Source organism: Actinosynnema sp. NPDC002837 (genome assembly GCF_040295345.1).
Taxonomy (GTDB): domain Bacteria; phylum Actinomycetota; class Actinomycetes; order Mycobacteriales; family Pseudonocardiaceae; genus Actinosynnema.
This window is the reverse complement of sequence record NZ_JBEOVG010000093.1, coordinates 1-22,705: the sequence shown is the minus strand read 5'-3', so window position 1 is coordinate 22,705 and position 22,705 is coordinate 1. Positions and strand designations below refer to the sequence as shown.

Annotated in this window: 19 protein-coding genes; 7 read left to right on the top strand and 12 right to left on the bottom strand. The window is 73.6% G+C overall.

The genetic code is table 11. The features are described 5' to 3' along the window. Positions 1–30: 30 nt before the first annotated feature. Positions 31–3,429, bottom strand: a complete 3,399-nt coding sequence (locus tag ABTZ99_RS37430) for an NACHT domain-containing protein (protein ID WP_499617891.1) — start codon at positions 3,427–3,429, stop codon at positions 31–33. A gap of 82 nt (positions 3,430–3,511) precedes the next feature. Here ABTZ99_RS37430 and ABTZ99_RS37425 point away from each other — a divergent pair, with 82 nt between their 5' ends. Next, a complete protein-coding gene (locus ABTZ99_RS37425) occupies positions 3,512–4,195 on the top strand; it encodes a class I SAM-dependent methyltransferase (RefSeq protein ID WP_499617890.1) in 684 nt (227 codons plus the stop codon). A gap of 56 nt (positions 4,196–4,251) precedes the next feature. Beyond that, a complete protein-coding gene (locus ABTZ99_RS37420; RefSeq protein WP_499617889.1) occupies positions 4,252–5,106 on the top strand; it encodes a transglutaminase-like domain-containing protein in 855 nt (284 codons plus the stop codon). On the opposite strand, the gene ABTZ99_RS37415 is transcribed toward ABTZ99_RS37420, so the two are convergent. Beyond that, positions 5,076–5,942, bottom strand: a complete 867-nt coding sequence (locus tag ABTZ99_RS37415; protein ID WP_499617888.1) for an SDR family NAD(P)-dependent oxidoreductase — start codon at positions 5,940–5,942, stop codon at positions 5,076–5,078. The genes ABTZ99_RS37420 and ABTZ99_RS37415 overlap by 31 nt on opposite strands. Positions 5,943–6,150: 208 nt before the next feature. Beyond that, complete coding sequence (locus ABTZ99_RS37410; protein WP_499617887.1) at positions 6,151–7,152, bottom strand: AraC family transcriptional regulator; 1,002 nt, start codon at positions 7,150–7,152, stop codon at positions 6,151–6,153. Between the two features lie 69 nt (positions 7,153–7,221). On the opposite strand from ABTZ99_RS37410, the gene ABTZ99_RS37405 reads away from it, so the two are divergent. Further along, positions 7,222–8,724 carry a flavin-containing monooxygenase gene (locus ABTZ99_RS37405; RefSeq protein WP_499617886.1) on the top strand — a complete coding sequence of 501 codons (1,503 nt, stop codon included), beginning with the start codon at positions 7,222–7,224 and terminating at the stop codon, positions 8,722–8,724. A 5-nt stretch (positions 8,725–8,729) separates the two neighbouring features. On the opposite strand, the gene ABTZ99_RS37400 is transcribed toward ABTZ99_RS37405, so the two are convergent. Both ABTZ99_RS37400 and ABTZ99_RS37395 read right to left on the bottom strand, forming a co-directional pair. Continuing rightward, positions 8,730–9,302 carry a hypothetical protein gene (locus tag ABTZ99_RS37400; RefSeq protein WP_498773032.1) on the bottom strand — a complete coding sequence of 191 codons (573 nt, stop codon included), beginning with the start codon at positions 9,300–9,302 and terminating at the stop codon, positions 8,730–8,732. A gap of 138 nt (positions 9,303–9,440) precedes the next feature. Then, positions 9,441–9,980 carry a TetR/AcrR family transcriptional regulator gene (locus tag ABTZ99_RS37395; RefSeq protein ID WP_498773034.1) on the bottom strand — a complete coding sequence of 180 codons (540 nt, stop codon included), beginning with the start codon at positions 9,978–9,980 and terminating at the stop codon, positions 9,441–9,443. A gap of 112 nt (positions 9,981–10,092) precedes the next feature. Between ABTZ99_RS37395 and ABTZ99_RS37390 the strand changes: the two genes are divergently transcribed. Continuing rightward, positions 10,093–11,016 (top strand): SDR family NAD(P)-dependent oxidoreductase, encoded by a 924-nt coding sequence (locus ABTZ99_RS37390; RefSeq protein ID WP_499617885.1) that lies wholly within the window; start codon positions 10,093–10,095, stop codon positions 11,014–11,016. Here ABTZ99_RS37390 and ABTZ99_RS37385 read toward each other — a convergent pair. The 5 genes from ABTZ99_RS37385 to ABTZ99_RS37365 all read right to left on the bottom strand — a co-directional run bounded on the left by ABTZ99_RS37385 (position 10,991) and on the right by ABTZ99_RS37365 (position 16,345). Then, positions 10,991–11,806 carry a TIGR02569 family protein gene (locus ABTZ99_RS37385; protein WP_499617884.1) on the bottom strand — a complete coding sequence of 272 codons (816 nt, stop codon included), beginning with the start codon at positions 11,804–11,806 and terminating at the stop codon, positions 10,991–10,993. The two genes, ABTZ99_RS37390 and ABTZ99_RS37385, sit on opposite strands and share 26 nt — an antisense overlap. A gap of 256 nt (positions 11,807–12,062) precedes the next feature. Beyond that, entirely contained in the window at positions 12,063–12,830 is a 768-nt protein-coding gene (locus tag ABTZ99_RS37380) for an SDR family NAD(P)-dependent oxidoreductase (RefSeq protein WP_499617883.1), read from the bottom strand. 35 nt (positions 12,831–12,865) lie between these two features. Continuing rightward, the gene (locus ABTZ99_RS37375; RefSeq protein ID WP_498773042.1) at positions 12,866–14,530 is read right to left on the bottom strand and encodes a glycoside hydrolase family 99 protein; all 1,665 of its coding nucleotides are present in this window, start codon (positions 14,528–14,530) and stop codon (positions 12,866–12,868) included. A 97-nt stretch (positions 14,531–14,627) separates the two neighbouring features. Next, complete coding sequence (locus ABTZ99_RS37370; protein ID WP_499617882.1) at positions 14,628–15,464, bottom strand: alpha/beta hydrolase; 837 nt, start codon at positions 15,462–15,464, stop codon at positions 14,628–14,630. Further along, complete coding sequence (locus ABTZ99_RS37365) at positions 15,461–16,345, bottom strand: DMT family transporter (protein ID WP_498773046.1); 885 nt, start codon at positions 16,343–16,345, stop codon at positions 15,461–15,463. Before ABTZ99_RS37365 ends, ABTZ99_RS37370 begins: the two co-directional genes overlap by 4 nt. 70 nt (positions 16,346–16,415) lie before the next feature. Here ABTZ99_RS37365 and ABTZ99_RS37360 point away from each other — a divergent pair, with 70 nt between their 5' ends. Both ABTZ99_RS37360 and ABTZ99_RS37355 read left to right on the top strand, forming a co-directional pair. Further along, positions 16,416–17,276 carry a LysR family transcriptional regulator gene (locus tag ABTZ99_RS37360; protein WP_498773048.1) on the top strand — a complete coding sequence of 287 codons (861 nt, stop codon included), beginning with the start codon at positions 16,416–16,418 and terminating at the stop codon, positions 17,274–17,276. After that, complete coding sequence (locus ABTZ99_RS37355) at positions 17,269–18,063, top strand: hypothetical protein (RefSeq protein WP_499617881.1); 795 nt, start codon at positions 17,269–17,271, stop codon at positions 18,061–18,063. The genes ABTZ99_RS37360 and ABTZ99_RS37355 overlap by 8 nt, the downstream gene beginning before the upstream one ends. 15 nt (positions 18,064–18,078) lie before the next feature. Here ABTZ99_RS37355 and ABTZ99_RS37350 read toward each other — a convergent pair whose 3' ends face one another. Next, complete coding sequence (locus ABTZ99_RS37350) at positions 18,079–18,864, bottom strand: AAC(3) family N-acetyltransferase (RefSeq protein WP_498773052.1); 786 nt, start codon at positions 18,862–18,864, stop codon at positions 18,079–18,081. A gap of 201 nt (positions 18,865–19,065) precedes the next feature. Here ABTZ99_RS37350 and ABTZ99_RS37345 point away from each other — a divergent pair, with 201 nt between their 5' ends. Beyond that, entirely contained in the window at positions 19,066–19,476 is a 411-nt protein-coding gene (locus tag ABTZ99_RS37345) for an SSI family serine proteinase inhibitor (RefSeq protein ID WP_499617880.1), read from the top strand. 63 nt (positions 19,477–19,539) lie between these two features. Here the strand turns inward: ABTZ99_RS37345 and ABTZ99_RS37340 are convergent, their stop codons facing one another. After that, positions 19,540–22,590, bottom strand: coding sequence for a S8 family serine peptidase (locus tag ABTZ99_RS37340; protein ID WP_499617879.1), 3,051 nt, complete (start codon positions 22,588–22,590; stop codon positions 19,540–19,542). Positions 22,591–22,705 lie beyond the last annotated feature (115 nt).

Sequence of the window (22,705 nt, the reverse complement as noted above, 5' to 3'; positions counted from 1 at the left end):
TCCCGCGCCACACCGTTTTCGTCGTGACCGTCACACCGCCGCCCACGCCCGCAACGCCCGCAACCGGGCGTTCTCGGGTTCCGTCCGCTGCTCCTCCAGCGCGCGGTCGAGCACGGCGAGCACGTCGTCGCGACGGCCGCAGCGGATCAGGCGCGACGCCGCCGACACACCCTGGTCGATCGCCTCACCGTGATGCCGGACCACCGCCGACCACAGGGTCGCCGCGGCGTGCAGCAACCCCGCCGAGGCGAGCGCGTCCGCCACCGCCATGCGGCGGCGAGCCGTCAGAAGGCCTCGCGCCAACGACGCGGCGACGATCGCATCGGCACAGGCGACGCCACCGGCTGTCGTCCACTCCTGGATGAGGTACCTGAGCCAGAAGCCGTCGGACATGGTGGCCGCGCGCCGCGCCACGGCGACGGCTTCCGCCTTGCGCCCGCCGGCGGCGAGCGCTTTGACGACTCGGTGCTGCTGGTAGTCGTCGCCGTAGGGCGACCTCTCCGCTACGGCCGTCAACAGCTCGTCGGTGAGGTCGAACTTTCGGAGGTGGATCAGGTCCAGCGCGATCGCCGCCAGCACGCCGGGCTCCGTGTCGCGGTCGAGCAGACCTTCGACCAACCTCCGGACGGGTTCGTCGTGGTCCGCACCGCTGAGCACCTTGATAGCCGCTGCCTGGTGTTCAGGGCTGCGCGAACGGGCCGCGGCGTAGATGTCCGCCGCGGTCGTCGGGTCCTCGGGGTCGAACAACGCGCGGACGACCCTCTCGAAGTCCCACCTGTCGACCGAGGGGTCGGTCAACGCGGGCCGGGTGAACCGGCGGGTGGCCTCCGGGTTCTTCGAATCCGACAGCGCGGAGGTGAGCTGCCCCCGGTGCTGGTCGCTCCACCACGACTCCTCCTCCAAGATCCGCAGCAGCTCGGGGATGGCGTCGCAGTTGACGAAGACGCGGGCGGCCAGGTGGACGGCGTGGCCGTCGCCATGTGGCTTCGACAACACCTTCCGAGCCGCCTCGAGCGCCGCGTCGTGGTGCAGTGCCTCCTGGAGTGCCGTCGCTGCCTTGGCCAGGTACTTGACCGGTTTCGCCGCCGCGGCGGCCAGCACGATCGGCACTCCCGCGGAATCGAGCGCCGACAGGACCGCCGAGACGGCTTCGCCGAACTCGTCCACACTCGAAGCATCCGCGGTGAACGCCCGGTCGGCGGCCCACAGCGTTTCATCCCGGGACTTGGTCCTGGCGGCGAGCATCGCCAGCGCGGCCCAGCCGGCCGGGTTCGCGCCGGACACGTCCGCGGTGGCCCAGCCGACCGACTGCAGGGGGAGCGCCCCGTCGCCCGTCGGCGCGGGGTCATCGCGCAGCCGCCGGACGAGCCTGCGCAACAAGGGGCCTGCGGCCTCGGTCATCCCGGTGTCCACCATGATCGAGACGATCGCCATCGCCCGAGCGTGGTCGTGTCCGGCCGCGGCCAGCCGGACGAGGAGGTGTTCCGCGCGATCCGCTCCTTCCGGGACGAGGTCCTTCAACGCCACGACGGCCCGCTTGAGCCCGGCGGGACTGGCCCGGTCGGCGAACTCCTCCAGCCACCGGGCCGCCGAGTCCGGGTCTTCGAGCTTGCCGAGCACGATCGCCGCCTCGACGCGCACGGCCTCGGCGAGCTCCGGGCGGTCGCGCAGGGCGCGCAGTCGGTCCATCACGGGAGGCGGCACCGCTTCAGGCGGAAGGGACACCAGCACGTCGCCCGCTTCCTCGACGTCCTTCCACGGGTCTGGCAGCACGCCGTTGGCCAGGATCAGCTCCACGACGCGGTCCACGACCGCGGCGGTCAGCGACTCGTCGACCGCCACGCCCTCCGCGAGGAGCCGACCCGCCAGGAGCACCTCCGGTTTCGTGCCCGCGAGCAGCACCGACAGCACCCGGCCGAGATCGCGGTCGTCCCGTCCCCACAGGGCGAAGGTGAACAGCGCGAACGCCCGCTTGCTCTCGGTCAGGCCGTGTTCGATCCACTCGTCCAGGTCCGGGAAGTCCGCCGGGATCTCGCCCGCACGCCGGCGGGCGGCCAGGAACTCCGCGAACGAGTGGTGCCGGAACCGGAGGTCGTCGTCGGTCTGGACGAAGACCCCGGTGCCGGACAGGAGCGCGTGCAGGTCGTCCTGCCACTGGTCGGGCAGGGGCGAGTGGTTCTCCTCCACCCACGCGCACGCGGCCTCGAACAGCGGCGACTCGCTCTCCAACCGGTGGGTCGCCAGCCGCTCCACGACCCCGGTCCGGTGCCGGCGCATCCACTCGACCAACGCCTCCCGCTCCGGGTCGCCGTGCACCGAGCGGCGCAGTTCGGCGATGGTGGTGCGCCGGCTCGCGCCGTCGTCCAGCAGGTACTCCATGAACCGGCCGTAGAGGTCGACCCGGCTGTTGGGCAGCGGGCGGTCCGGTTCGAGGGTCTTGGCGATGGCCGCGATCGTGGCCAGCAGGGGGTTGCGCACCAACTCGCGCAACCGGCCGTCCCGCACCTGGCGGACGAACGTCTCGGCGGCGCTCTTCGCGGTCATCAGGGACTGCGCCCGGAACCACGCCCGCGCGAACTCCTCGAGCTCGACCCGGCCGAACGGCTGGATCGCGTAGCCGTCGACGCCCGCCTGCTCCAGCGGCTTGAGCTCGTCGCCGGGCAGCGGCCGGGTGGTGATCACCAGCCGGTGGTCCGAGTCCCGGCGCACCTGGTGCGCTATCGCGTCGATGACCTGCGCCCTGGTGTCCGGCTCGATGATCTCGTCCAGGCCGTCGACGAACACCAGCCACCGGGCGCCGAGGGCGCGGCGGGCGAGCAGCGCGGACGGCGGGCGTTCGCCGAGCAACCGGCCCAGCGCTTCGGCCGCGCCCGCGGCGAGCAGGTCGGCCCACGCCTTGTTGGCGGCCAACGCGCGGGCCGGCACCCGCAGCGGCAGCACCGGTTCGGAGAGGGGCGGTGAGCCGGTGCCCCCGCTGAGCCAGAACTCGGCGATCTGCTGCACGTACAGGTAGCCGACGGTGGACTTGCCGCTGCCCGGCTCACCGGTGATCAGCAGGTGCCCGTTGCGGTCGAGCGCCGCGGCCACGGCGAGGGTGCGCTCGGTCGACTCCGCCGACGGCTTGCGGTCCGGCTCGGGGGAGCGCTCCGGCGCCTGCGGGCGCATGGTCTGCTCGACGTAGACCTGGGTCAGCTCGGGCTGCTTCACGCCGAGCAGCTTGTACGGCATCGACTCGGTCGCCCGGCGTTGCGCTTCCAGCAGGTCCCGCAGCTCCGGTGTCAGCTCGGGGCGTCCCGACCAGGAGGTCAACGGCGGGATCGGGTCGGCGGGGGCGGCGCCGAGCTGCACGGTCAGCTGGTCGATGGTGCCCGCCTGCACGACCGGACCGGTGATGTGACCGCCGCTGATCTCGTTGTGCCAGTCCGCCATGCCTGTGTTGTACGCGTGATCATGGCCGTGGTCACCGCACAAACGGGTGGAATGCCGACACCGCCCCGCCTACGGTGACGGCGTGTTCCCCGACTTCCACCGCGCGCCCAACATCGCCGACCACCCCTACCTGTACGAGCGGGAGAACGAGGCGATCGACCCCGACGGACGGCTGTGGCGCGCGCTGCGCGAGCAGGCCGACTGGGCCGGGCGCACGGTGCTCGACCTCGGCTGCGGCACGGGCTTCTGGCTGCCCCGCTACGCGGTCGACGCGGGCGCGGTGATCGGTGTCGAGCCCGACCCGGAGCTGCTCGTCAGGGCCCGGGAGCGCGGGGACGTGCGGCACGGTTCGGCGGAGCACGTCCCGCTGCCCGACGCGAGCGTGGACGTGGCGCACGCCCGGTTCGCCTACTTCTTCCCGCCGGACTGCGAACCGGGGCTCGCCGAGGTGCGGCGCGTGCTGCGGCCCGGCGGCACGCTGGTCGTGATCGACAACGACTGGCGGCACGGCGAGTTCGCCGACCTGCTCGCCGCCTCGCCCTGGGCGTCCGCGCAGGGGACCGCCGACACGACCGACGCGTGGTGGCGGGAGCGGGGCGCCGAGCGGACCGAGGTGATGGCGTCCTGGCGGTGCCGTGACGCGGCGGAGCTGGAAGCCGTGCTGCGCATCGAGTTCCCCGGCGACGTCGTGGACGGCTGGGTCCGCGCCAACCCCGGTCGGCGGGAGTTGAGCTACGGCTACGTCCTGTTCACCGTGACCGCTTGACCGTGCCCCTGGGGCAGGCCCTAGACAGGGCGGCACACAGGCCGAGGGGAGCCCACATGATCGACTACACCACGCACAGCCGGTTCACCGATCCCGGTCCGGCGGCCGGGTGGCTGGACGGCGTCGGGCCGGACCTGGCGCAGCTGCGGCGGGCCGCCGCGGGGCTGGTGTTCCACTACTGGGGCAACGGGGACATCACCGACCACGGGTTCCCGGCGGAGCGGCTGGCGGAGGTCGACCTGCGGTACGCGGCGGACATGTTCGCCCGGCTGCGCGAGCTCAACCCCGCGCCGCTGGGCGAGGAGCGTGCGCCGACGGAGCGGATCGTGGGCTGTTGCCGCGACTTCACGCTGCTGTTCGTGTCGATGGCGCGGCACCACGGCGTCCCGGCGCGGTCGCGGGTCGGGTTCGCCGGGTACCTCGCGGACGGCTGGTACCTGGACCACGTGGTCGCCGAGGTGTGGGACGGGCGGCGGTGGCGGTTGGTCGACCCGCAGTTCCTCGACGGCCGGGTCGACCTGATGGACGTGCCGAGGGACCGGTTCCTGGTCGGCGCGGACGCGTGGCGGGCGTGCCGTTCGGGTGCGGTCGAGCCCGAGCGGTTCGTGGTCTCGCCCGAGCTGATGATCCCCGGCACGCGCGGTCTCACGCAGGTGCGGCACGACCTCGTGCAGGACCTGGCGTCGTTGAACAAGCACGAGATGATCCTGTGGGACCTGTGGGGCCTGCTGAGCGACGAACCGGAACTGTCCGAAGAGGACGTCGAGGCCGCGGACGAGCTGGCGGCCTCGATGCAAAACCCCGGCGCCGACCTGCGGGCGCTCTTCGACACCGACGCCTACCGCGTGTCGCCGGTGATCACCTCGCACGACCAGGTGACTCAGTTGCCGGTGGAGGTCGTGTTGCGCTGAGCGGCGTTGCGGGTGGTGGCCGGGCTGAGGCGGTTCATCACGGCCAGGTACGAGGTGGGGAAGAGGCGGGCCAGGACGTCGGGCGCGACGGCGGTCCACGCGATCAGCACCCGGCCCTTGCGCTTCGCCACGCCGGCCAGGATGCGCTCGGCCGCCTTGTCCGCGGGGTAGGTGAGGAGCTTCGCGAAGTTCGCCTTGCCCTCCGCCGCCTCGGCTTCGTCGACCCCGGCCGCCACCCGCGCGTTCTCCGCGATCCTGGTGCGGATGCCGCCCGGGTGGACGCAGGTCACGCCGACGCCCCGGCCGGCCAGCTCGTGGCGCAACGACTCGCTGAACCCGCGCAGGGCGAACTTGCTGGCCGAGTACGCCGTCTGGCCGGGTGGCCCGATGAGCCCGAACAGGCTCGACACGTTGACCACGTGGCTGCCGGGCGAGGCCAGCAACGTCGGCAGCAGCAGCCGGGCCAACGCCACCGGCGCGCGGAAGTTGATGTCCATGACCCAGTCGAACTCGTCCGCGCTGACCTGGTCGAACGTGCCGCCGAGCGCCACGCCCGCGTTGTTGACCAGCAGGGTGGTCCGCGGTGCCGCGGCCAGCACGCGTGCCGCGACGTCTGCCAGCCCGGCGATGTCGGACAGGTCGGCCACGATCGCCTCGACCCGCACACCCCGGATCCTCCCGGCCACGGCGGCGAGCCGCTCGGCGTCCCGGTCGATCAGCACGAGGTCGCTGCCGCGCCGCGCCAACCCGTACGCGACCTGCTCGCCGATCCCGCCGGCCGCGCCGGTCACCACCGCCGTGCCGCCTGCGAACCGGTAGGGCGAGAGCTGGGACATGGGGCCTCCTGGAGGACGTCGGTGGACACCACCAGTCTGGCCCGACCCGCCCGGCCGGGCTTGACCTGACGCGACAGGAACTTGACCCGGCACGACACCAGGGCCGCCGCACCTCGTCGACCTCACGCCCCGGCGGCCGGACCTCTTCGGCCTGACGCGCTGCGGCGGATCCGTGCGAAATCACGCCCCGCGTCGGCTTCGTGCGACGTCACGTCCCGCGTCGGACGGCGCTCGGCGTGATGCCCCACCACCGGCGGCAGCAGCGGCTCAGGGCGGACTGCTCGGACAGCCCCAGCATCCCCGCCACCTGGCTCATCGGGATGTCCGTCGTGGTCAGGTAGCGCTTGGCCGCCTCACGCCGCACCTCGTCCAGCACGGTGGCGAACGTGGTGCCCTCGGCGGCCAACCGCCGCTGCACCGTGCGCGGGTGCAGGTCGACCAGCCGGGCCACCGCACCGATCTCCGGAGGGACCGTGCCCAGCGACCGGGTCAGCACGCCGCGCACCCGGGCCGTCGTGGTCGCGCCGTCGCCCGCGGTCTGCTCGGCCAGGAACGCCAGCGCCAACCGCCACACCCGCTCGTCACCGCCCGCCAGCCGCCGGTCCAGCAGGGCGCGCGGCATCCGCAGCAAGGGCGCGTCCTGCCGGGTGTGGACGGTCGCGCCGAAGAACTCCTCGTACACCGCGAGCGGCGCGACGGGCGTGTACGGCAGCTCCACGCTGCGCAACCCGTACGAGCCGCCCACCAGGTAGGTGATCGACCGGTGCAGGAACCCGAGGCCCAGGTCGATCGCCTGCACCGAGATCGGCAGGCCCGGCGGCACGCCGTAGTGCAGCGCGCCGAGGTCCGGCGCGCCGTACGGGTCGTCCACCAGCGACAGGCTCAACGACCGCGCGTGCACGAACAGGTAGCGCGACGTGCACTCCAGCGCGTCGGCCACGGTCGGCGAGTTCTGGATCGCCAGCGCCAGCGGCCCGAGCATGCCGAAGTCCTGCCGCGCGGCCACCCGCAGGCCGAGGTCCGGGCAGCCCAGCCCGTCGGCGGCGACCTCCAGCACGGCCGCCAGCACCCGGTCGGACACCAGCAGGTCGTCCACGTCCAGCGCGGCCACCGGCAGGCCCGCCGCGCGCGCGTAGTCCTCGGCCCGGCCGCCCAGCTCGGCCACGGTCGCCCGGAACCCCCGCAACCCCGCAGACCGGACCACCGACATGTCGTACAGGGTCAAATACTTGTCGTCCCCGGTCAAGAACCCCGCCGGCGCCTCCAGCACACTGGGCGCATGACCACTCCCGAGCACCTCGACGTCGTGATCGTGGGCGCCGGACTGTCCGGTGTCGGCGCGGCCTACCGGCTGCGCACCGAGTGCCCCGGCAAGTCCGTCGCGATCCTCGAAGCCCGCGACGCGATGGGCGGGACGTGGGACCTCTTCCGGTACCCGGGCATCCGGTCGGACTCGGACATGTTCACCCTCGGCTACCCGTTCAAGCCCTGGCGCGAGGCGAAGTCGATCGCGGACGGCCCGTCGATCCTCCGCTACATCCGGGCCACGGCCGCGCAGTTCGGCATCGACCGGCTGGTGCGCTACCGGACCAAGGTGCTCGCCGCCGACTTCTCCACCGAGACCGCCCGCTGGACGGTGACGACCAGCCGCCGCGACGAGCACGGCGCCGTCGTGGACAGCGTGATCACCTGCGACTTCCTCTACTCCTGCGCCGGCTACTACGACTACGACCAGGGGCACGACCCGGTGTTCCCCGGTGTCGAGTCGTTCCGCGGCGACGTGGTGCGACCGCAGTTCTGGCCCGACGACCTGGACTACGCGGGCAAGCGGGTGGTCGTGATCGGCAGCGGTGCGACCGCCGTGACGTTGGTGCCGGCGATGGCCGAGACCGCCGCGCACGTCACCATGCTGCAACGCTCGCCGACGTGGGTCGGCGTGGTGCCCGGCCGCGACAAGCTCGCCGACAAGGTCCGGGAGCTGCTGCCCGCCGCCGTCGCGCACCGGCTGATCCGGACCAAGAACATCCTGTTCGGCGTGGCCTTCTACCAGTTCTGCCGCCGCTGGCCGAAGGCCGCGCGCAAGGTGCTCACCGGGCTGTCGACCAAGGTGCTGGAGGACGAGGCCGCGGTCCGCGAGCACTTCACCCCCACCTACGACCCCTGGGACCAGCGGCTGTGCGCGATCCCGGACGCCGACCTGTTCAAGGCCCTCAAGCGCGGTCGCGCGTCGGTCGTCACCGACCACGTCGACACGTTCACGCCCGACGGCGTGCGGCTGCGGTCCGGGCGTGAGCTGCCGGCCGACGTCGTGGTCACGGCGACCGGTCTGCGGCTGCTGGCCTTCGGCGGCATCGCGCCGAGCGTGGACGGGCGGCGGGTGGAGCTGTCCGAGCAGTTCGTCTGGCGCGGCGCGATGATCACGGGGCTGCCGAACTTCGCCGTGTGCGTCGGCTACACGAACGCGTCGTGGACGTTGCGCGCCGACCTGACCTCGCGCCTGGTGTGCCGGGTGGTCAACCACATGGACCGGCACGGCTACGCCTCCGTCGTGCCCACCCCGGACCGCCCGCTGACCCGCCGCCCGATGCTCGACCTCGCGTCCGGCTACATCCAGCGGGCGATCGACGCGTTCCCGCGCCAGGGCGACCGCGGCCCGTGGCGGGTGCGGCAGAACTACCCGCTCGACGCCTTGTCCACGTTGCGCGGCGACCTGGGCCGGCAGCTCGTCGGCACGCGGCGGGCGGCCGTCGACGGCGCGCTGTCGGCGGTGCGGGGCCGGTAGCGCGGTTAGGGGGACTGCACCTGCAACGCGTAGTCGAACGAGTTGGTGGCGTCGTGGCCCGAGCTGTAGGGGGCCGTGCACCGGCCGTTGTCCACCGGGATGGTCCCGTAGGCGGGCCGGAACATGGTGGCGCACTTGAAGCACGAGCGCCAGCCCCGGTGGTGCCAGTGCTCGGGGGTGCTCAGGTCGTGCTCGACGACGTAGGCGAACGACGCCCGGACGGTCCGGCTGTTCACCCGGTGGCCGTTGGGGTCGCCGGGGCAGTGGCCGGAGAAGCCGCCGGCCCACCACAGGCACTGGCACGCCGCGCAGGAGCGCCACCCCACCTGCTCCGCCACACCTTCGTGCTCCAGCAGCACTTTGTACACCAGGCCGTCGAACGGGTCGCGCTCGTGGACCCCGCCCCCGGCGCACAGCGACACCGCCGCCACGTTGGGGAAGTACAGGCTCCGGCACTTCCGGCACCTCGACCACCCGCCCTGGGCGGCGTGCGCCGTGGCCGGGGCGACGAGCTGACCCGCGGCGGTCGCCACCACCGCGCCGCCCGCCGCACCGAGGAACACCCGACGGTTCACCATCTCCCGCTCCACTCCGCTCGGCTCCACCTGTTCGGGACTCGCCGGGCGGGGCGGGTGCGTTACCGGGCGTAGCCCGTTCGGGCGACGTACGCGAGCGGGCAGCGTTCACGAACGAGCGACGTTCACGAGCGGGCGGTGTCAGGGCCGCCGGTAGCGCAGGCCGTCCATCACCAGGTCGAGCATGCCGTCCGCCGGGCCGACGTCGGGCACCGTGTGCGCGATGCCGGCGAGCGTGGCGACCACGTCCAGCGGCGCGACGTCGGGGCGGCCGACGGCCTCCAGCAGCGTGGCCATCGCCTCGGTCAGCCGGTCCTTGCTCTGCGCGTACGGGTTGCCGCCGGACGCGATCACCGCGCGCAACGCGTCACCCATGCCCTGCTTGGTGGCCATGTACTCGACGAACCGGTCCATCCACGCCCTGGTCGCCTCGTGCGGCGGCAGCGTGCGCAACAACTCGGGCACGGCGTCGCACAGCTTGGCCAACTCGTTGCGGTAGACCGCCTCCACCAGCGCCTCGCGGGTGGGGAAGTGCCGGTAGAGGGTGCCGATGCCGACGCCGGCGCGCTTGGCGATCGCGTCCAGCGTGGCGTCCGCGCCCTCGTTGGTGAACGCCTCCAGCGCGGTCTCGATCAAGCGGTCGCGGTTGCGCTGGGCGTCCGCGCGCAGCGGGCGGGACACGGTGCCTCCATACGGGTGTGACGCGGCTCTCGATGCTAAGCGGAGGGTCCTCCGGTTAATGTCGAACGTAACGGAGGAACCTCCGCTTCAGTGTACGACAGGGGAGCAGGGCATGAGCGAGCACATCACCACGCCGTTCGGCGCGGAGTCCACCGCGGCGCAGGTCGTCGCGGGCATCGACCTGACGGGCAAGCGCGCGGTGGTCACCGGCGGCGCGTCCGGCATCGGCGTCGAGACCGCGCGGGCGCTGGCGTCGGCCGGGGCCGAGGTCACGCTGGCGGTCCGCGACACCGAGGCGGGGCGGCGGGTGGCCGACGAGATCGGCGGCGACGTCCGGGTCGCCCGACTCGACCTGGCCGACCAGGCGTCCGTGGCGGCGTTCGTCGCCGGCTGGGACGGCCCCCTCCACATCCTGGTCGACAACGCGGGCGTGATGGCCGCGCCGGAGACCCGCACGCCGGAGGGCTGGGAACTCCAGTTCGCCACCAACCACCTGGGCCACTTCGCGCTGACCACGGGCCTGCACCGGTTCCTGGCCCTGGAGGGCGCACGGGTCGTGTCCGTCAGCTCCAGCGCGCACCTCATGTCGCCGGTCGTCTTCGACGACATCCACTACACCGAGCGCCCCTACGACCCGTGGACGGCGTACGGCCAGTCGAAGACCGCGAACATCCTGTTCGCCGTGGAGGCGAACAAGCGCTGGGCGGCCGACGGCATCACGGTGAACGCCCTGATGCCCGGCGGGATCGACACCAACCTGCAGCGCCACGTCGACGGCGAGCAGTTGCGGGCGATGAGGGACCGGGCCGCCGCGGACGGCTACCAGCTGAAGACCCCGGAGCAGGGCGCGGCCACCTCGGTGCTGCTGGCGACGTCACCGCTGCTGGAGGGCGTCGGCGGCCGGTACTTCGAGGACTGCGCCGAAGCCCTGCCGAGCCGGGGCGACACGCTGGTCCGCGGTGTCGCGGCCTACGCGCTCGACCCGGAGGCGGCCACCCGGCTGTGGCAGGTCACCGAGGAGATGCTCGCCCGCTGACCCGGGCCGCCACCAGGTCGATCACGGGCCGGTAGGCGCGGACCTGGTCCGCCGGCCAGTCCCCCGGGCCCGGTCCCGGGTCACGATCCGGTAGATCAACGCCCGGAGCAGCACCTGGTCCCCACGCCGGCAGGTGCGACCACCGGTCGGCGAGGTCGGGCGGGGCGCCGTGCCAGCACAGGCAGTCCACCACCGCGACCGCCGCCGCCCACGACGCGGGCCGCCAGTACGGCGGCCAGTCGATCACCGCGGGCGGCAGGCCGGCGGCGAACAGCACGTTGCCCGCCAGGTCGCCGTGCACGACCTGGGCCGGCAGGTCCACCGGAGCCCGCGCCGCGAGCAGCGGTTCCAGCAGGTCGAGCGCCGCGGGGCCGACGTCGGCCGGCGACTCCTCCCAGGCGACCCGGTCGCCGACCGACCAGGGGTCGTCGCGGAGGTCGAGGTACGCGGGTCGGGACACGTCGCGCACGGCCTCGTGGAACGCGATCCCGGCCCGCAGCACGTCGTCCGGCCGGCCGACGTCCGGCTCACCCGCCACGAAGCGGCACGCCTCCCACCCGTCGACCACCCAGTCGCCGGACGCGGACCGCACGGGAGGGGCGACCCGGAACGCGGGCGACGGCGGCAGGGCGGCGAGCACGTCGGACCGCCACCGCGTCTCGGGCTCGAAGTCCACCGGCTTGAGCACCACCCCGCCGGCGCGCCACGTGCCGCCCCGGCCGCCGGGCAGCACGACGGGCTCGGCCGTCACGCCGAACGCGGACAGCACGGTCCGCGGCGGTCTTGGCACGCCGGGATCGTAGGCAACCCGGCCCGGCGGTGACGGGTCCTTTTCGGCAGGCTCCGCGGAAGGGCCGCACGACCGGGCCAACCACTACCGCGCGCGGCGTGGGCAGGGCTGGGCGATCGGCGCCCCGGCCACCGTCCGGTGCTCTCGCGGTGGCTGTTCGCACGGCGGTGGTGCGGGAGCGGGCTGGGCACCGCACGACTCGGACCTGGCCGAGGAGGGCTTCACCCCGGTCGTGCTGCCCGTGGCGACGCCGTGATCAGGGCAGCGCGACGCCGGTGAGCTCCGCGCAGGCGCCGAGCAGGCGTTCCTGGACCTCCACGTCGTAGGCGGCCGGGTTGGCCCGCAGGTCCTCGCGCCACTTGAAGTAGCGGCCGGTGACGGTGGCGGCCGGCTCGTCGCTCGTCGCGAGCCACACCTGGGTGTCGGCGCCCGTCGGCAGGTCGTCGGTGGCGTTCGGGCCGCCCAGCTTGGTCTTGATCCAGCCCGGGTCGACGGCGTTGCTGAGCACGCCCGGCCACCGCCGGGCCACCGCGAACGCCAGCACCACGTCCAGCAGCTTGGAGTCCGAGTAGGCCTGCATGCCGTGCCACGGGCCGCGCTCGTGCTGGAGGTCGTCCAGGTCCGCCACGCCCTGCGACTCCAGGCCCGACGTCAGGTAGACCAGCCGTCGCGGCCGGGGCATCAGGGCCGTGAGCAGGTACGGCGCCAGCACGTTGACCTGGAACAACAGCTCCAGGCCGTCCTCGGTGACCGTCCGCTCGGGCAGGCCGCCCCCCAGCCCCGCGTTGTGGATCACCACGTCGAAGGGCTCGGCGGAGGCCGCCGCCGCCAGCTCCCTGGTCCGGGCCAGCGACGCGAGGTCGCCCACCAGCACGCCGGCCGCGCCCGGCACGGCGGCCAGCGCCTGCCCGGCCCGCGCCTCGTCGCGCGCGTGCAGCACCACCCGGTGCCCGAGCGAGACCAGCGTCGCCGCCGTCTCCCGACCGATGCCATCCGCCGAACCCGTGACCAGAACGCTCGTCATGCGCGGCAGCGTACCGTGGGAGCGCTCCCAGGCGCTCAGCCGAAGACCTGCCACCGGGCCAGCTGCCCGGCCGGCCAGCCCGTGTTGCCGCTGAACCGCAGCCGCACGTGCCGGGCGCTCACCCCGGCGGGCAGCGCGAGGGTGACCGCGTTGCCGGTGGCCGGGTCGAACACGTGGCCGGCCGCGCCGACCACCGTCGTGAACGCCGAGCCGTCCGTGCTCGCCTCCACCGCGATGGTCTGCGTGCGGCGTCCCCAAGCCGGGTTCGGCGGCAGGCTCAGCACCATCCGGCGCGGCGCGGCCACCGCGCCCAGGTCGACCCCGATCCACTGCGGGAACGCGCCGTTCGCGCTCTCCCAGTAGCTGTGCGGGTCGGCGTCCACCGCGAAGTGGCTGCCGTAGTGCTGGGTCTGGCTGCTCTGCGTGGTCGGCCTGCCCGCCGCCAGGTCGCGCTCGACGGGCGGTGTGTCGGTGAGCATCGGCTTGGTCGGGCGCACGGACGTCAACGCGAGCTGGCCCTTGAGCATCCGGCCGCCGTCGCCGGTGAGCCGCAGGTAGTAGTCCGACGAGCACCGCGTGCCGTCCTCGTCCAGGGCGAGGAAGCCCGAGCCGACCGGGATGCCCGCCTGCGTCTCCGGCGTCTTGGCGATCTGGTTGGCCTCGTTGTACTCGTCGAACATCGAGATGTAGATGCCCTGCACGCCGAGGCGGCACATGTTGTAGAACTGCCGCCACATGAAGTCGCCGTGCGCCCGGTGCCGCCGGGACAGGTCGCCGGGCAGCACGCACGGCTGGTAGTCGATGCCGAGCCGGGCGCACTCCGCCAGGTCCGGCGAGTTCACGTTGGCGTGGAAGTGGTCGGCGTCGGCCACGGTCCCGATCCGGCCGACCATCCACGGCGAGAGCATGTCGAAGCTGCGGTAGACCTGCGCGAACCCGGGGCGGGAGTCCTCGATCTCGCGCCGCCAGTGCGTCGGCACGCCGCCGATCAGGTACACGCCCTGGCCCTTGAACCAGTCGACCACGTCCTGGCACTGCTGCGGGGTGAACGGGCGGCCGGGGTCGTTGAAGCCGAAGCCCCAGACGCAGACCACCGGCTTGCCGTTCTGGCGCGCGTACATGGGGGACGAGGTGTACGCGCGCATCTTCGCCGTCCAGTCGGCCTTGATCTCCGACTGCATGTTAGTCCAGTTCGTGACGTCGTACATGAGGTAGAACTTCACGCCGTGCGCCTCGGCGGCCCGCCGGACGTGCGCGGTGACGGCGTCGCGGATCGGGCCCTCGCCGCCGGTCGGGTTGAACCGCTGGAGGGCGGCGGTGTCGCAGCCGTACTCGCGCATCCAGCGGAAGTGCACGTCCACGGTCTGGTAGTCGTGGTTGGAGAACACGGTCGCCGGTTGACCGTTCCCCAGGGCGCCGAACGCCGTCGGGTACTTGTTCGCGTAGTCCGTCATGTCCGGCCACGACATGAGCGCGTGGTTGGTCGGCGACGGCGGCTGACCCCAGTTGTCGCTCCAGTGCCACCAGCCGTCGATCGGCGAGTTGTCGCCCCGGGCGGCGAACCAGCCCTGGTAGCCGACGGTGATCTTGCCGACCACGTCGCCCGGCGGGCTGGCCGCGCCCGCCGGGGTCGACGTGGTGGTGGTCAGGGCGGAGGCGGCCAGGGCCGACCCGAGGAATGTCCTGCGTGACAGGGGCACCGCACGCTCCTTCGTTGGAGGGACGGCATCAGCATGCAAGAAGTGAGCAGCGTCACGCAATAACTCGACAAACCGGGATTCTGGCGGCGGACCGGGACTACGCGAGTCCGGCGAGCAGTTCCGCCGCGCGCCGGGGGCGGACCAGGAAGCCCATGTGGCTGGTGTCGAGGGTGTGCACGTCGAACGGGTTGTCCGGGAGCAGCGCGTCGGCCTCGCGGATGAACCGGTCCTGCAGCCCGACCGGGACCGAGCGGTCGTCGGCGAGCCGGACGTAGGTGTGCGGCAGGCGGGCCCAGGCCGCCGGGTCGACGCGGTCGCTGCCGCCGTCCAGGCTCTCGTCCGGCTCCAGGGTGTTCAGCGCCGCCAGGAACTCCGCGTCCGTGCCGTCGGCCAGCATCGCGGCCTTGAGCTTGGCCAGCAGGTCCGGGTCGGCGGTGCGCCAGTTCATCCGGAGCGCGCCGAGGTCGGCCGGGTTGCCCGCGAGCAGGCCCGGGAGGTCGTTGAGCGCGCTCGACGCCCACTCCGGCCCCTCCATGTACCCGCCCGCGGTCACGTCGACGCAGCACCACGCGGACACGTACACGACCCGGTGCAGCAGGTCGGGCACGGCGTTCGCCACGCCGGTCACGGTCATCCCGCCCCGGCTGTGCCCGACGAGGACCACCGGGCCGTGCTCGCCCGCGCGCCGCACCACGTCGATCACGTGCGCGACGTTGTCGGCGTGGCTCGCGCCGGCGAGCCCGGACGGCGCGGTGGCCAGCGCGGCCAGGTCCTGAGGTGCTTGGTACGACGGGGAGAACGGGGCGTCGAAGCCGTGTCCGGGCAGGTCGACGGCGAGCGCGCGGCGGCCGAGCAGGGTGAGTTCGCGGAGCAGGGGTGACCAGTGGAACGAGTTGCTGTTGGAGCCCGGCACGAAGACGTAGATCGCGTTCATGCAGTGATCCTCACATTCGGCCGGGATCGGGCCAGCAGCACACCACCGATCACGACCACGCCGCCGACCAGCGTGGTCCACCCCACCGGCTCGCCGAGCAGCACCGCGCCGATCGCCGTCGACCACAGCGGCGCGACGTAGGTGACGGTCGACGCCACCGCCGGCCCGGCCGCCCGGATCACGTCCAGGTTGAGCACGTACGCCAGGCCCGTCCCCGCCGCGCCGAGCACGACCAGCGCCACCGCCGCCGACATCCCCGGCCACGACGGCAAGCCGCCCGACGCGGGCGCGACCAGCGCCAGTTGCAGCGTCGCGCAGGTGATCTGCACGGCCGACAACGCGCTCGCGCTGTGGTCGCCACCGGAGAAGAACCGGCGGGTGTAGGCGAAACCCGCGCCGTAGCACGCGGTCGCGGCCAGGCAGGCGAGGCTGCCTTCGAGCACACCGCCCGCCAACCCGCGCCACGCGCCCAGCACCACGAGCACGCCCGTGAAGCCGACCAGCAGCCCGGCGACCCGCGTCCCCGTCGTCCGCTCGCCCGGCACGATCAGCAGCACGAACACCAGCGTCATCAACGGCGTGGTGGCGTTGAAGACACCGGCCAGCACCGAGCTGACCTGCGTCTCGCCGTGCGCCAGCAGCGTGAACGGCACCGCGTTGAGCAGCAGCGCGACCACCGCCGCGTGGCCCCACGTGCGCCGGTCCCGCGGCACGGCCGCGCCCTGCGCCAGGCAGATCGCCCACAGCGTGAGCGCGCCGAACAGGCAGCGGGACAACGCCACCCACACCGCGGGCACGCCCGCGTCCACCGCCACCTTGATCAACGCGAAGCTGCCGCCCCAGATCACGGACAGCAGCACGAACTTCCCGGACGTCTGCACCGGGTGAGGATCTCCGCACCTGCGATGATGAGTCCAACAAGTCACGTCCGCCAACCCATGAGAGTTGTTCATGGCCCTGAACCTCGCGCAGCTCCGCGCGTTCCTCGCCGTCGTGGACGAGGGCGGTTTCGGCACGGCCGCCGACGCGTTGGGCCTCACGCAGTCCGCCGTGTCGCACGCCGTGGCCGCGCTGGAACGCACCCTCGGCCACCCGGTGCTGGTCCGGCGCGGCAGGCCGCGGCCGACGGCGTTCGGCGCGGAGGTCGTGGCGCACGCCCGTGCCGCGGTGGCCGCCTCGGTGGCGATCACGGACCTGGCCGCGCGGCACGGTGGGGCGGCTCGCGGCACGATCAAGCTGGCCGCGCCGCCGACCGTGTGCCAGGGGCTGCTGCCGGACCTGATGTCCCGGTGGGAGGCGGAGTTCCCGCACGTGCGGGTGCGGGTGTTCGAGGGCGAGGACGACGAGGTGGCCGAGTGGCTGGCCAACGGCACGGTGGAGATGGCCGTCGTGGTCGACCCGCCGCCCGGTCACGGCGTGCCGGTGGGCGAGGACGCGTTCCACGCCCTGCTGCGCACCGACCACCCGTTGGCCGGTGTCGGCGAGGTGCACGTGGCGGACCTGGCGGACGACCCGTTCCTGCTCTCGTGCGGCGGGTGCGAGCGGCACGTGCGGCAGGTGCACGCGGGCCTGCCGTTCGACCCGCTGCACCGGGTGCGCGAGCTGGGGACGCTGCTGGCCATGGTGCGGGCCGGTGTCGGCGTCTCGATCGTGCCCGGCCTGGTGGCGTCGATGCTGGTGCCGGGGCTGGCGCTGGTGCCGTTGCGGCCGCGGGTGGTGCGCCGGCTGGTGGTCAGCGGCCCGCCGGGGCGCGAGTGGCACCCGGCCGTCACCGCGCTGGCGGGGTCCCTGCCGGGCGGTGATCGTGCGTGACAGCGCGTTCGGGGTGAACCGCCTCGGGTTCGGCGGCACGCCGTTCCCGTTGAGCTTCAGCGCTCGCGAGGTCGACGGCTCCTGGCGCCTCGACGCGACCGCGGCGACGGCCGCCGAGCTTGCCGACCTCGTCGTGGCCGCGGCGAACGAGACGATCCTGGTCGTCGACCTGGCGACTACCAGCTTCCTGGACGAGGAATACCGGCAGTGGCCGCCGTCGCGCATCGCGGCCGAGCAGGGCGTCGACGGGTGGGCGCACCAGTTGGGGACTCTGGCGTCCGGCGTGGTCGGCCTCAGCGAGGAGGTCCTCGTGCTGCGGCGTGACGACCTGCCCCGCTTCCTCGCCGGGTGGTCGCCGTACGAGCTGACCCTGGTCGACCTGCCCGCCCCGCCGAGCGCCGAGCGGCTGGACGAGATCGCCCTCACCCTCGGCACCGCCGCCCACCACGACCCGGTGCTGCCCGCCCTCGTCGGTTCGCGCGTGTGGTTCTCCGGCCACGACGACTGCTACGTGGCCCTGGAGTCGACCGATCCGGCCCTGCCCGCCGCGGTGCTGGGCCGGCTCCTCGCGCTCCTGGCCGGCACCGCGCTGGACGACGCCGTGGCGGAACCCGACGGCGCGCTCGTGGCGGACCTGGTCACGCGCAACGCGCACTGGGTCGGTGCGGTGGACCGGGTGTCGGCGGACTCGGTGACGGTGAACCTGACCGCCACGTCCGCGCGGTGGCGGCTGAGCGCGCCACCGCCGGACCGGGTCGACCACACCGTGGTCCTCGACCGCGCCTGACCGTGCCGTGCGGCGCTACCGGGCGGCCGGCACGCCGGCCAGCAGTTCGGTGAGCCGTCCGACCGCGAACTCCACGAACGGCCGCGCGGGGATCAGCACGCAGGACGCCCGGCCCACCTCGGTCCGCTCGACGCCCGCCCGCCGCTCGAACTCGTCGCCGACGGTGGGGAAGTGGGTGTTGTTGTCGTCGCCCACGTCCAACGCCTCCAGCCACACCCGCTCGCCGGCCACCAGGGTCGGGAACCGGCGCAGCTTCAGCCTCGGCCGAGGGGTCAGGGTCTCGGCGTGGTGCAGGAAGCTGTCGCGGTTGTGCCGCACGCCGATCAGCAGGATGCGCGCGTCGAGGTCGTGCAGCCGGCCGAACGGCGAGTCCGCGCCCAGCGCGAAGTTCAGCGGCTGGTGCGCCACGACGTCCCGCGCGTGCCTGCCGACGGCGGCGACCGACGCCTGCGGGTGGGTGCTGCGCGCGCTGTCCGGGCGGGTGCGCAGCGCCTCCGCGATCGCGCCCATCGGGCTGGGCAGACCGGGGTGGAACAGCGGCACGGCGGCGCGCCGGGCCCGCAGGTCCTCGTCGGGCACGCCACGGCGGTGCGGTTCCGGGTCGGCGACCTGCGGCGTGAACGCCGGGACGACGACCGTGCCGGCGGGTCCGACGGCCGTGAGCAGGCTGTCGACCACGGCGGGCGCGCCGCCGTCCACCGGGCCCAGCGCGGACAGCGACGAGTGCACGATCAGCGTCATGCCCTCGGTGACGCCGGTCTTCCGCCAGCTCTCGGTCAGCGTCGCGTGCGCCAGGGTCATCGTCGGTCGTCCTCGATCGTCGTCCGGGGTCGACCCAGATGGTGCCCGGCGGCGGCGGCACGCGGGCCGGCGGGGGTGGGCGGGGCCCTGCGGCCTGCCGAAGTCCGTCCACAGTGGACAGGTGGTTTACTGGTGCGGGCACCGCCGCCGCCCGTACCGGGTTCCACCTTGGTCAACGCAGATCAGTTGGAGGAGACCGACGTGTCCGTCATCAGCTCGCTCCGCGGGGCGCTGTCCCTGCTGTCCGTCGTGACCGCTCTCGCCGCGGTGCTCGCACCCGCCGCGACCGCGGCCCCGACCGCCGACCCGACCACCCACCTCACGATCTCCGTGTACGGCCGGTTGACGCCGGTCGTCCGGGAGTTCCGCCTCACCTGCGACCCGGACGGCGGCACGCACCCGCAGCCCAAGGCGGCGTGCGAGGCGATCCGGAAGTCGCCGGGCACGATCAAGCCGCCACCGCCGACGGCGCACTGCTACGACCGCGTCTTCGGGCCGGAGTACGCCAAGGTGAGCGGCCTGCTGTTCGGGGTCGAGGTGGCCGCCGAGTTCAACCGCCGCAACTCCTGCGAGGAGGACCGCTGGCAGGCGTGGCTCCCGGTCTGGGGCTGACCCTCCCGCCTGGCCGACGCCCCGGGCCGGTGGTCGACCGACCCGGGGCGTCAGCGCGGGGCGCTACCCGCGGGTGATCTTGTAAGCGCGGATCACGGTGTGCTCGAACGTGTTGCCGTCGCTGTCGGCGCCGGACGCCTTGAGCGAGACGTACCCGGCCGCGTCGGGGTGCCGCACGAGGGCCGCCCCTCCTGCCACCGGCACGCGCCGCCAGGTCTTGCCGTCGTCGAACGACACGTCCACCCGGACCTGGCCCACCTCGCCGTTGTCCGCGCCGTCCTGCTGCTCCACCACCAGCGGCACGCTCAGCAGCCGTCCGGCGGGCGTGCCGCCGGCCGCGTCCAGCTCCGGGTTGAACCGCACCACCGACATCGGCAGCCGGCGGCCGTGCCCGTCGGGCAGGGTCGCCATCCGGAACGTCCACGCGCCGCTGACCCGCGTGGTCAGCTCGTGCGCCGTCGGATCGCGGACCACGTCGTGCTCCACCCGGTACCGGCCCTCGCCCTCCGGCACGGTGAACTCGCCCCACTGGTCGCGGATCTGGCCGACCAGCCGCCCGTCCCGGTACACCGAGGTGCGCGCGGACTCGTGGCTGCCGCGGCCGAGGTTGCCGTCGCGGTCGTTGATCAGCGGGACCTGCGCCGTGACGCGGTCCTCGTGCACGCCGAGGTAGGTGGCCGAGTAGCCGGACAGGCCGGGCCCGAGCACCGGGTGCCCGAACCGCTCCGAGTGCTTCTCGCCCAGCCGGTAGGTGCGGTTGAACGAGGAGTAGTCGGCCTCGGTCCGGTACTGCGGCGACAGCCGCTGGAAGCCCCAGCTCCAGGTGAGCCGGTCGGGCGTGACCAGGTCGACCACCGCGCCGCCCGAGGGCACGGGCAGGCCCACCGACCAGCCGCCCGAGCCGTCCGGCGGGCTGGCGTTGCCGCTGTGCAGGTACTGGCGGTCGGCCGGGCCGGGCGCGAACGTGGTCCGCACCTCGGCCAGCTCGGCCTTGGTCGGCGCGCGGGTGTACCCGGTGGGCACCGCGCCCTGCTCCATCCAGCGGAACCGGTAGTGCGTCGGCGTGCCGTCGACCGGCGGGCTCTGGAACTGCGCGCCGATCGAGACGGTCAGCTCCTGGTCGGTCAGGGTCGGGCCGACGTGACCGAGCGCCATGTCCCCGAAACCGCCGAGGAAAGCCGTGTTGAGCACGACGCGCCTGCCGTTGAGGAGCCGGGACACGTTGATGTCGCCGATCATCGGCGCCGCGGTGGGATCGGGCGCGGTGACCTGCACCGGTTTCGCGACGCGGGCGTCGAAGGTGTAGCGGGTGCGCTCGGCGTCGACGGTCAGGGTCGGCCGGGCGAGCACCCAGGTCTTGGGCCAGGAGCGGATGACCGCCCGCGCCATGTACTCGCCCTTGGGCACGCGTGCGGTAGCGGTGCCGTCGGGGCCGTACAAGGTCTCGTAGACGTCGTTGTCCATGCCGACGAGCGCGGTCGAGTTGTCCAGGGCCGGGTTGCCGTCGGCGTCGATGTTCTCGATCGCGATGTCGTAGCTCTCGACCTCGCGGGCGAGGCTGACCGGGACGCGGGTCGGTCCGCCGACCAGCGCGCCGGAGTAGACGCCGTCGAGCGTGCCGACCCTGGTGTCCGCCGTGACGGCCACGGCGGTCGTGCCGCCCGCGGGCACGGTGACCTTCGCCGGGGCCACGGTGAGCAGGCCGGCGGGCGCGGCGGCGCCGTTCGGGCCGCGGAGCTCGGCGGTGAGGTCGAACGTGACGGCCTCGGAACCGCTGTTGCGGTAGGTGACGGTCTTGGTGACGGGGGTGTCGTCGTGGTGGGGCCACAGCTGCTCTTCGAACGTGACGCTCACCGGCGTGGCGCCGACGTTCGCCGTGATCGCGCGCGGCAGGTCCACCCGGCCGGTGCCCTGGTCGAACACGGACAGCCCCGGGTTCGGCTTGGCGGAGGCCATCAGGACGGCCTTGAGCTGCGCGCCGGTCCAGTCGGGGTGCTGCTGGGCGAGCAGCGCGGCCGCGCCCGCGACGTGCGGTGTGGCCATCGAGGTGCCGGACAGGGCCGCGTGCCGCCTGCCGACGGGGGTGCCGAGGGTGCCCTCGGCGGCCTTGGCGGCGACGATGTTCAGGCCGGGCGCGGTGATGTCGGGTTTCACCGCGTCGTCGCCGTTGCGCGGGCCGCGGCTGGAGAAGTGGGCGAGGTCGTCGTCGTGCCGGACCGCGCCGACGGTGAGCGCGGCGTCGGCGCTGCCCGGCGAGTCGATCGACTTGGACCGCCCGCCGTTGCCCGCGGCGACGACGAACAGGGTGCCGGTCTTCTCTGTCAGCTGGTTGATCGCCTCCTCGAGGGGGTCGACGCCCGGTGAGTCGTAGCCGCCGAGGCTGAGGTTGACGACGTCCGCGCCCTCGTCGACGGCCCACTGCACGCCGGCCAGGATGGAGGACTCGGGGCAGCCGTTGTCACCGCAGACCTTGCCGTCGAGGATGCGCGCGTCGGGCGCGACACCGCGGTAGGTCCGGTTGCCACTGGCGATGGTCGCGGCGACGTGCGTGCCGTGCCCGGTGCGGTCGGTGGTGTCCGGGTCGGCGGTGAAGTTGCGCTCGGCGACTTCCTTGCCCCTGAGGTCGGGGTGCTCGCCGTCGACGCCGCCGTCCAGCACGGCGACCCGGACGCCCTTGCCGGTCAGGCCCGCCTGCCACGCGGTCGGCGCGCCGATCTGGGCGGTCGAGCGGTCGAGGGACGGGCGCAGCACGCCGTCGAGCCACACCCTGGTGACGCCGGGGTCGGCGAGCAGGTCGCGGAACACGGCCCCGGCGTCCGCCTTGGGCGCCAGGGTGGCGACGGCGCCGGGCAGCGCGCGGGCGGAGCGCAGCCCGGTGGTCGGCGTGCCGGTGACGATGAGCGGCACGTGGTCGCTGCCCGCGTCGTCGTAGCCGGCCTCGATCAGGCCCGTCACGTCGAACAGCCGCGGGTCGAGCTTGCCCGCGGCGATGCCCTTGAGCGCGTCCTCGGGGACGACGTTGAGCCGACCGTCCCGATAGGTCGAGTGGAAGGTGACGTCGTCGCGACCCGGACCGGGCCGCAGCGACCCGACCGCCTCGCCGGTCACCACCACCCGGTCACCGGTGACGAGGGTGACGGTCCGCGGCTGGACGCCCGCCGCGGGCTCCGCGCCCGCGGTGTCCGCACCGGCCCCCCCCCAGGGCCGGGGGGGGCCGGGAAACTGATAT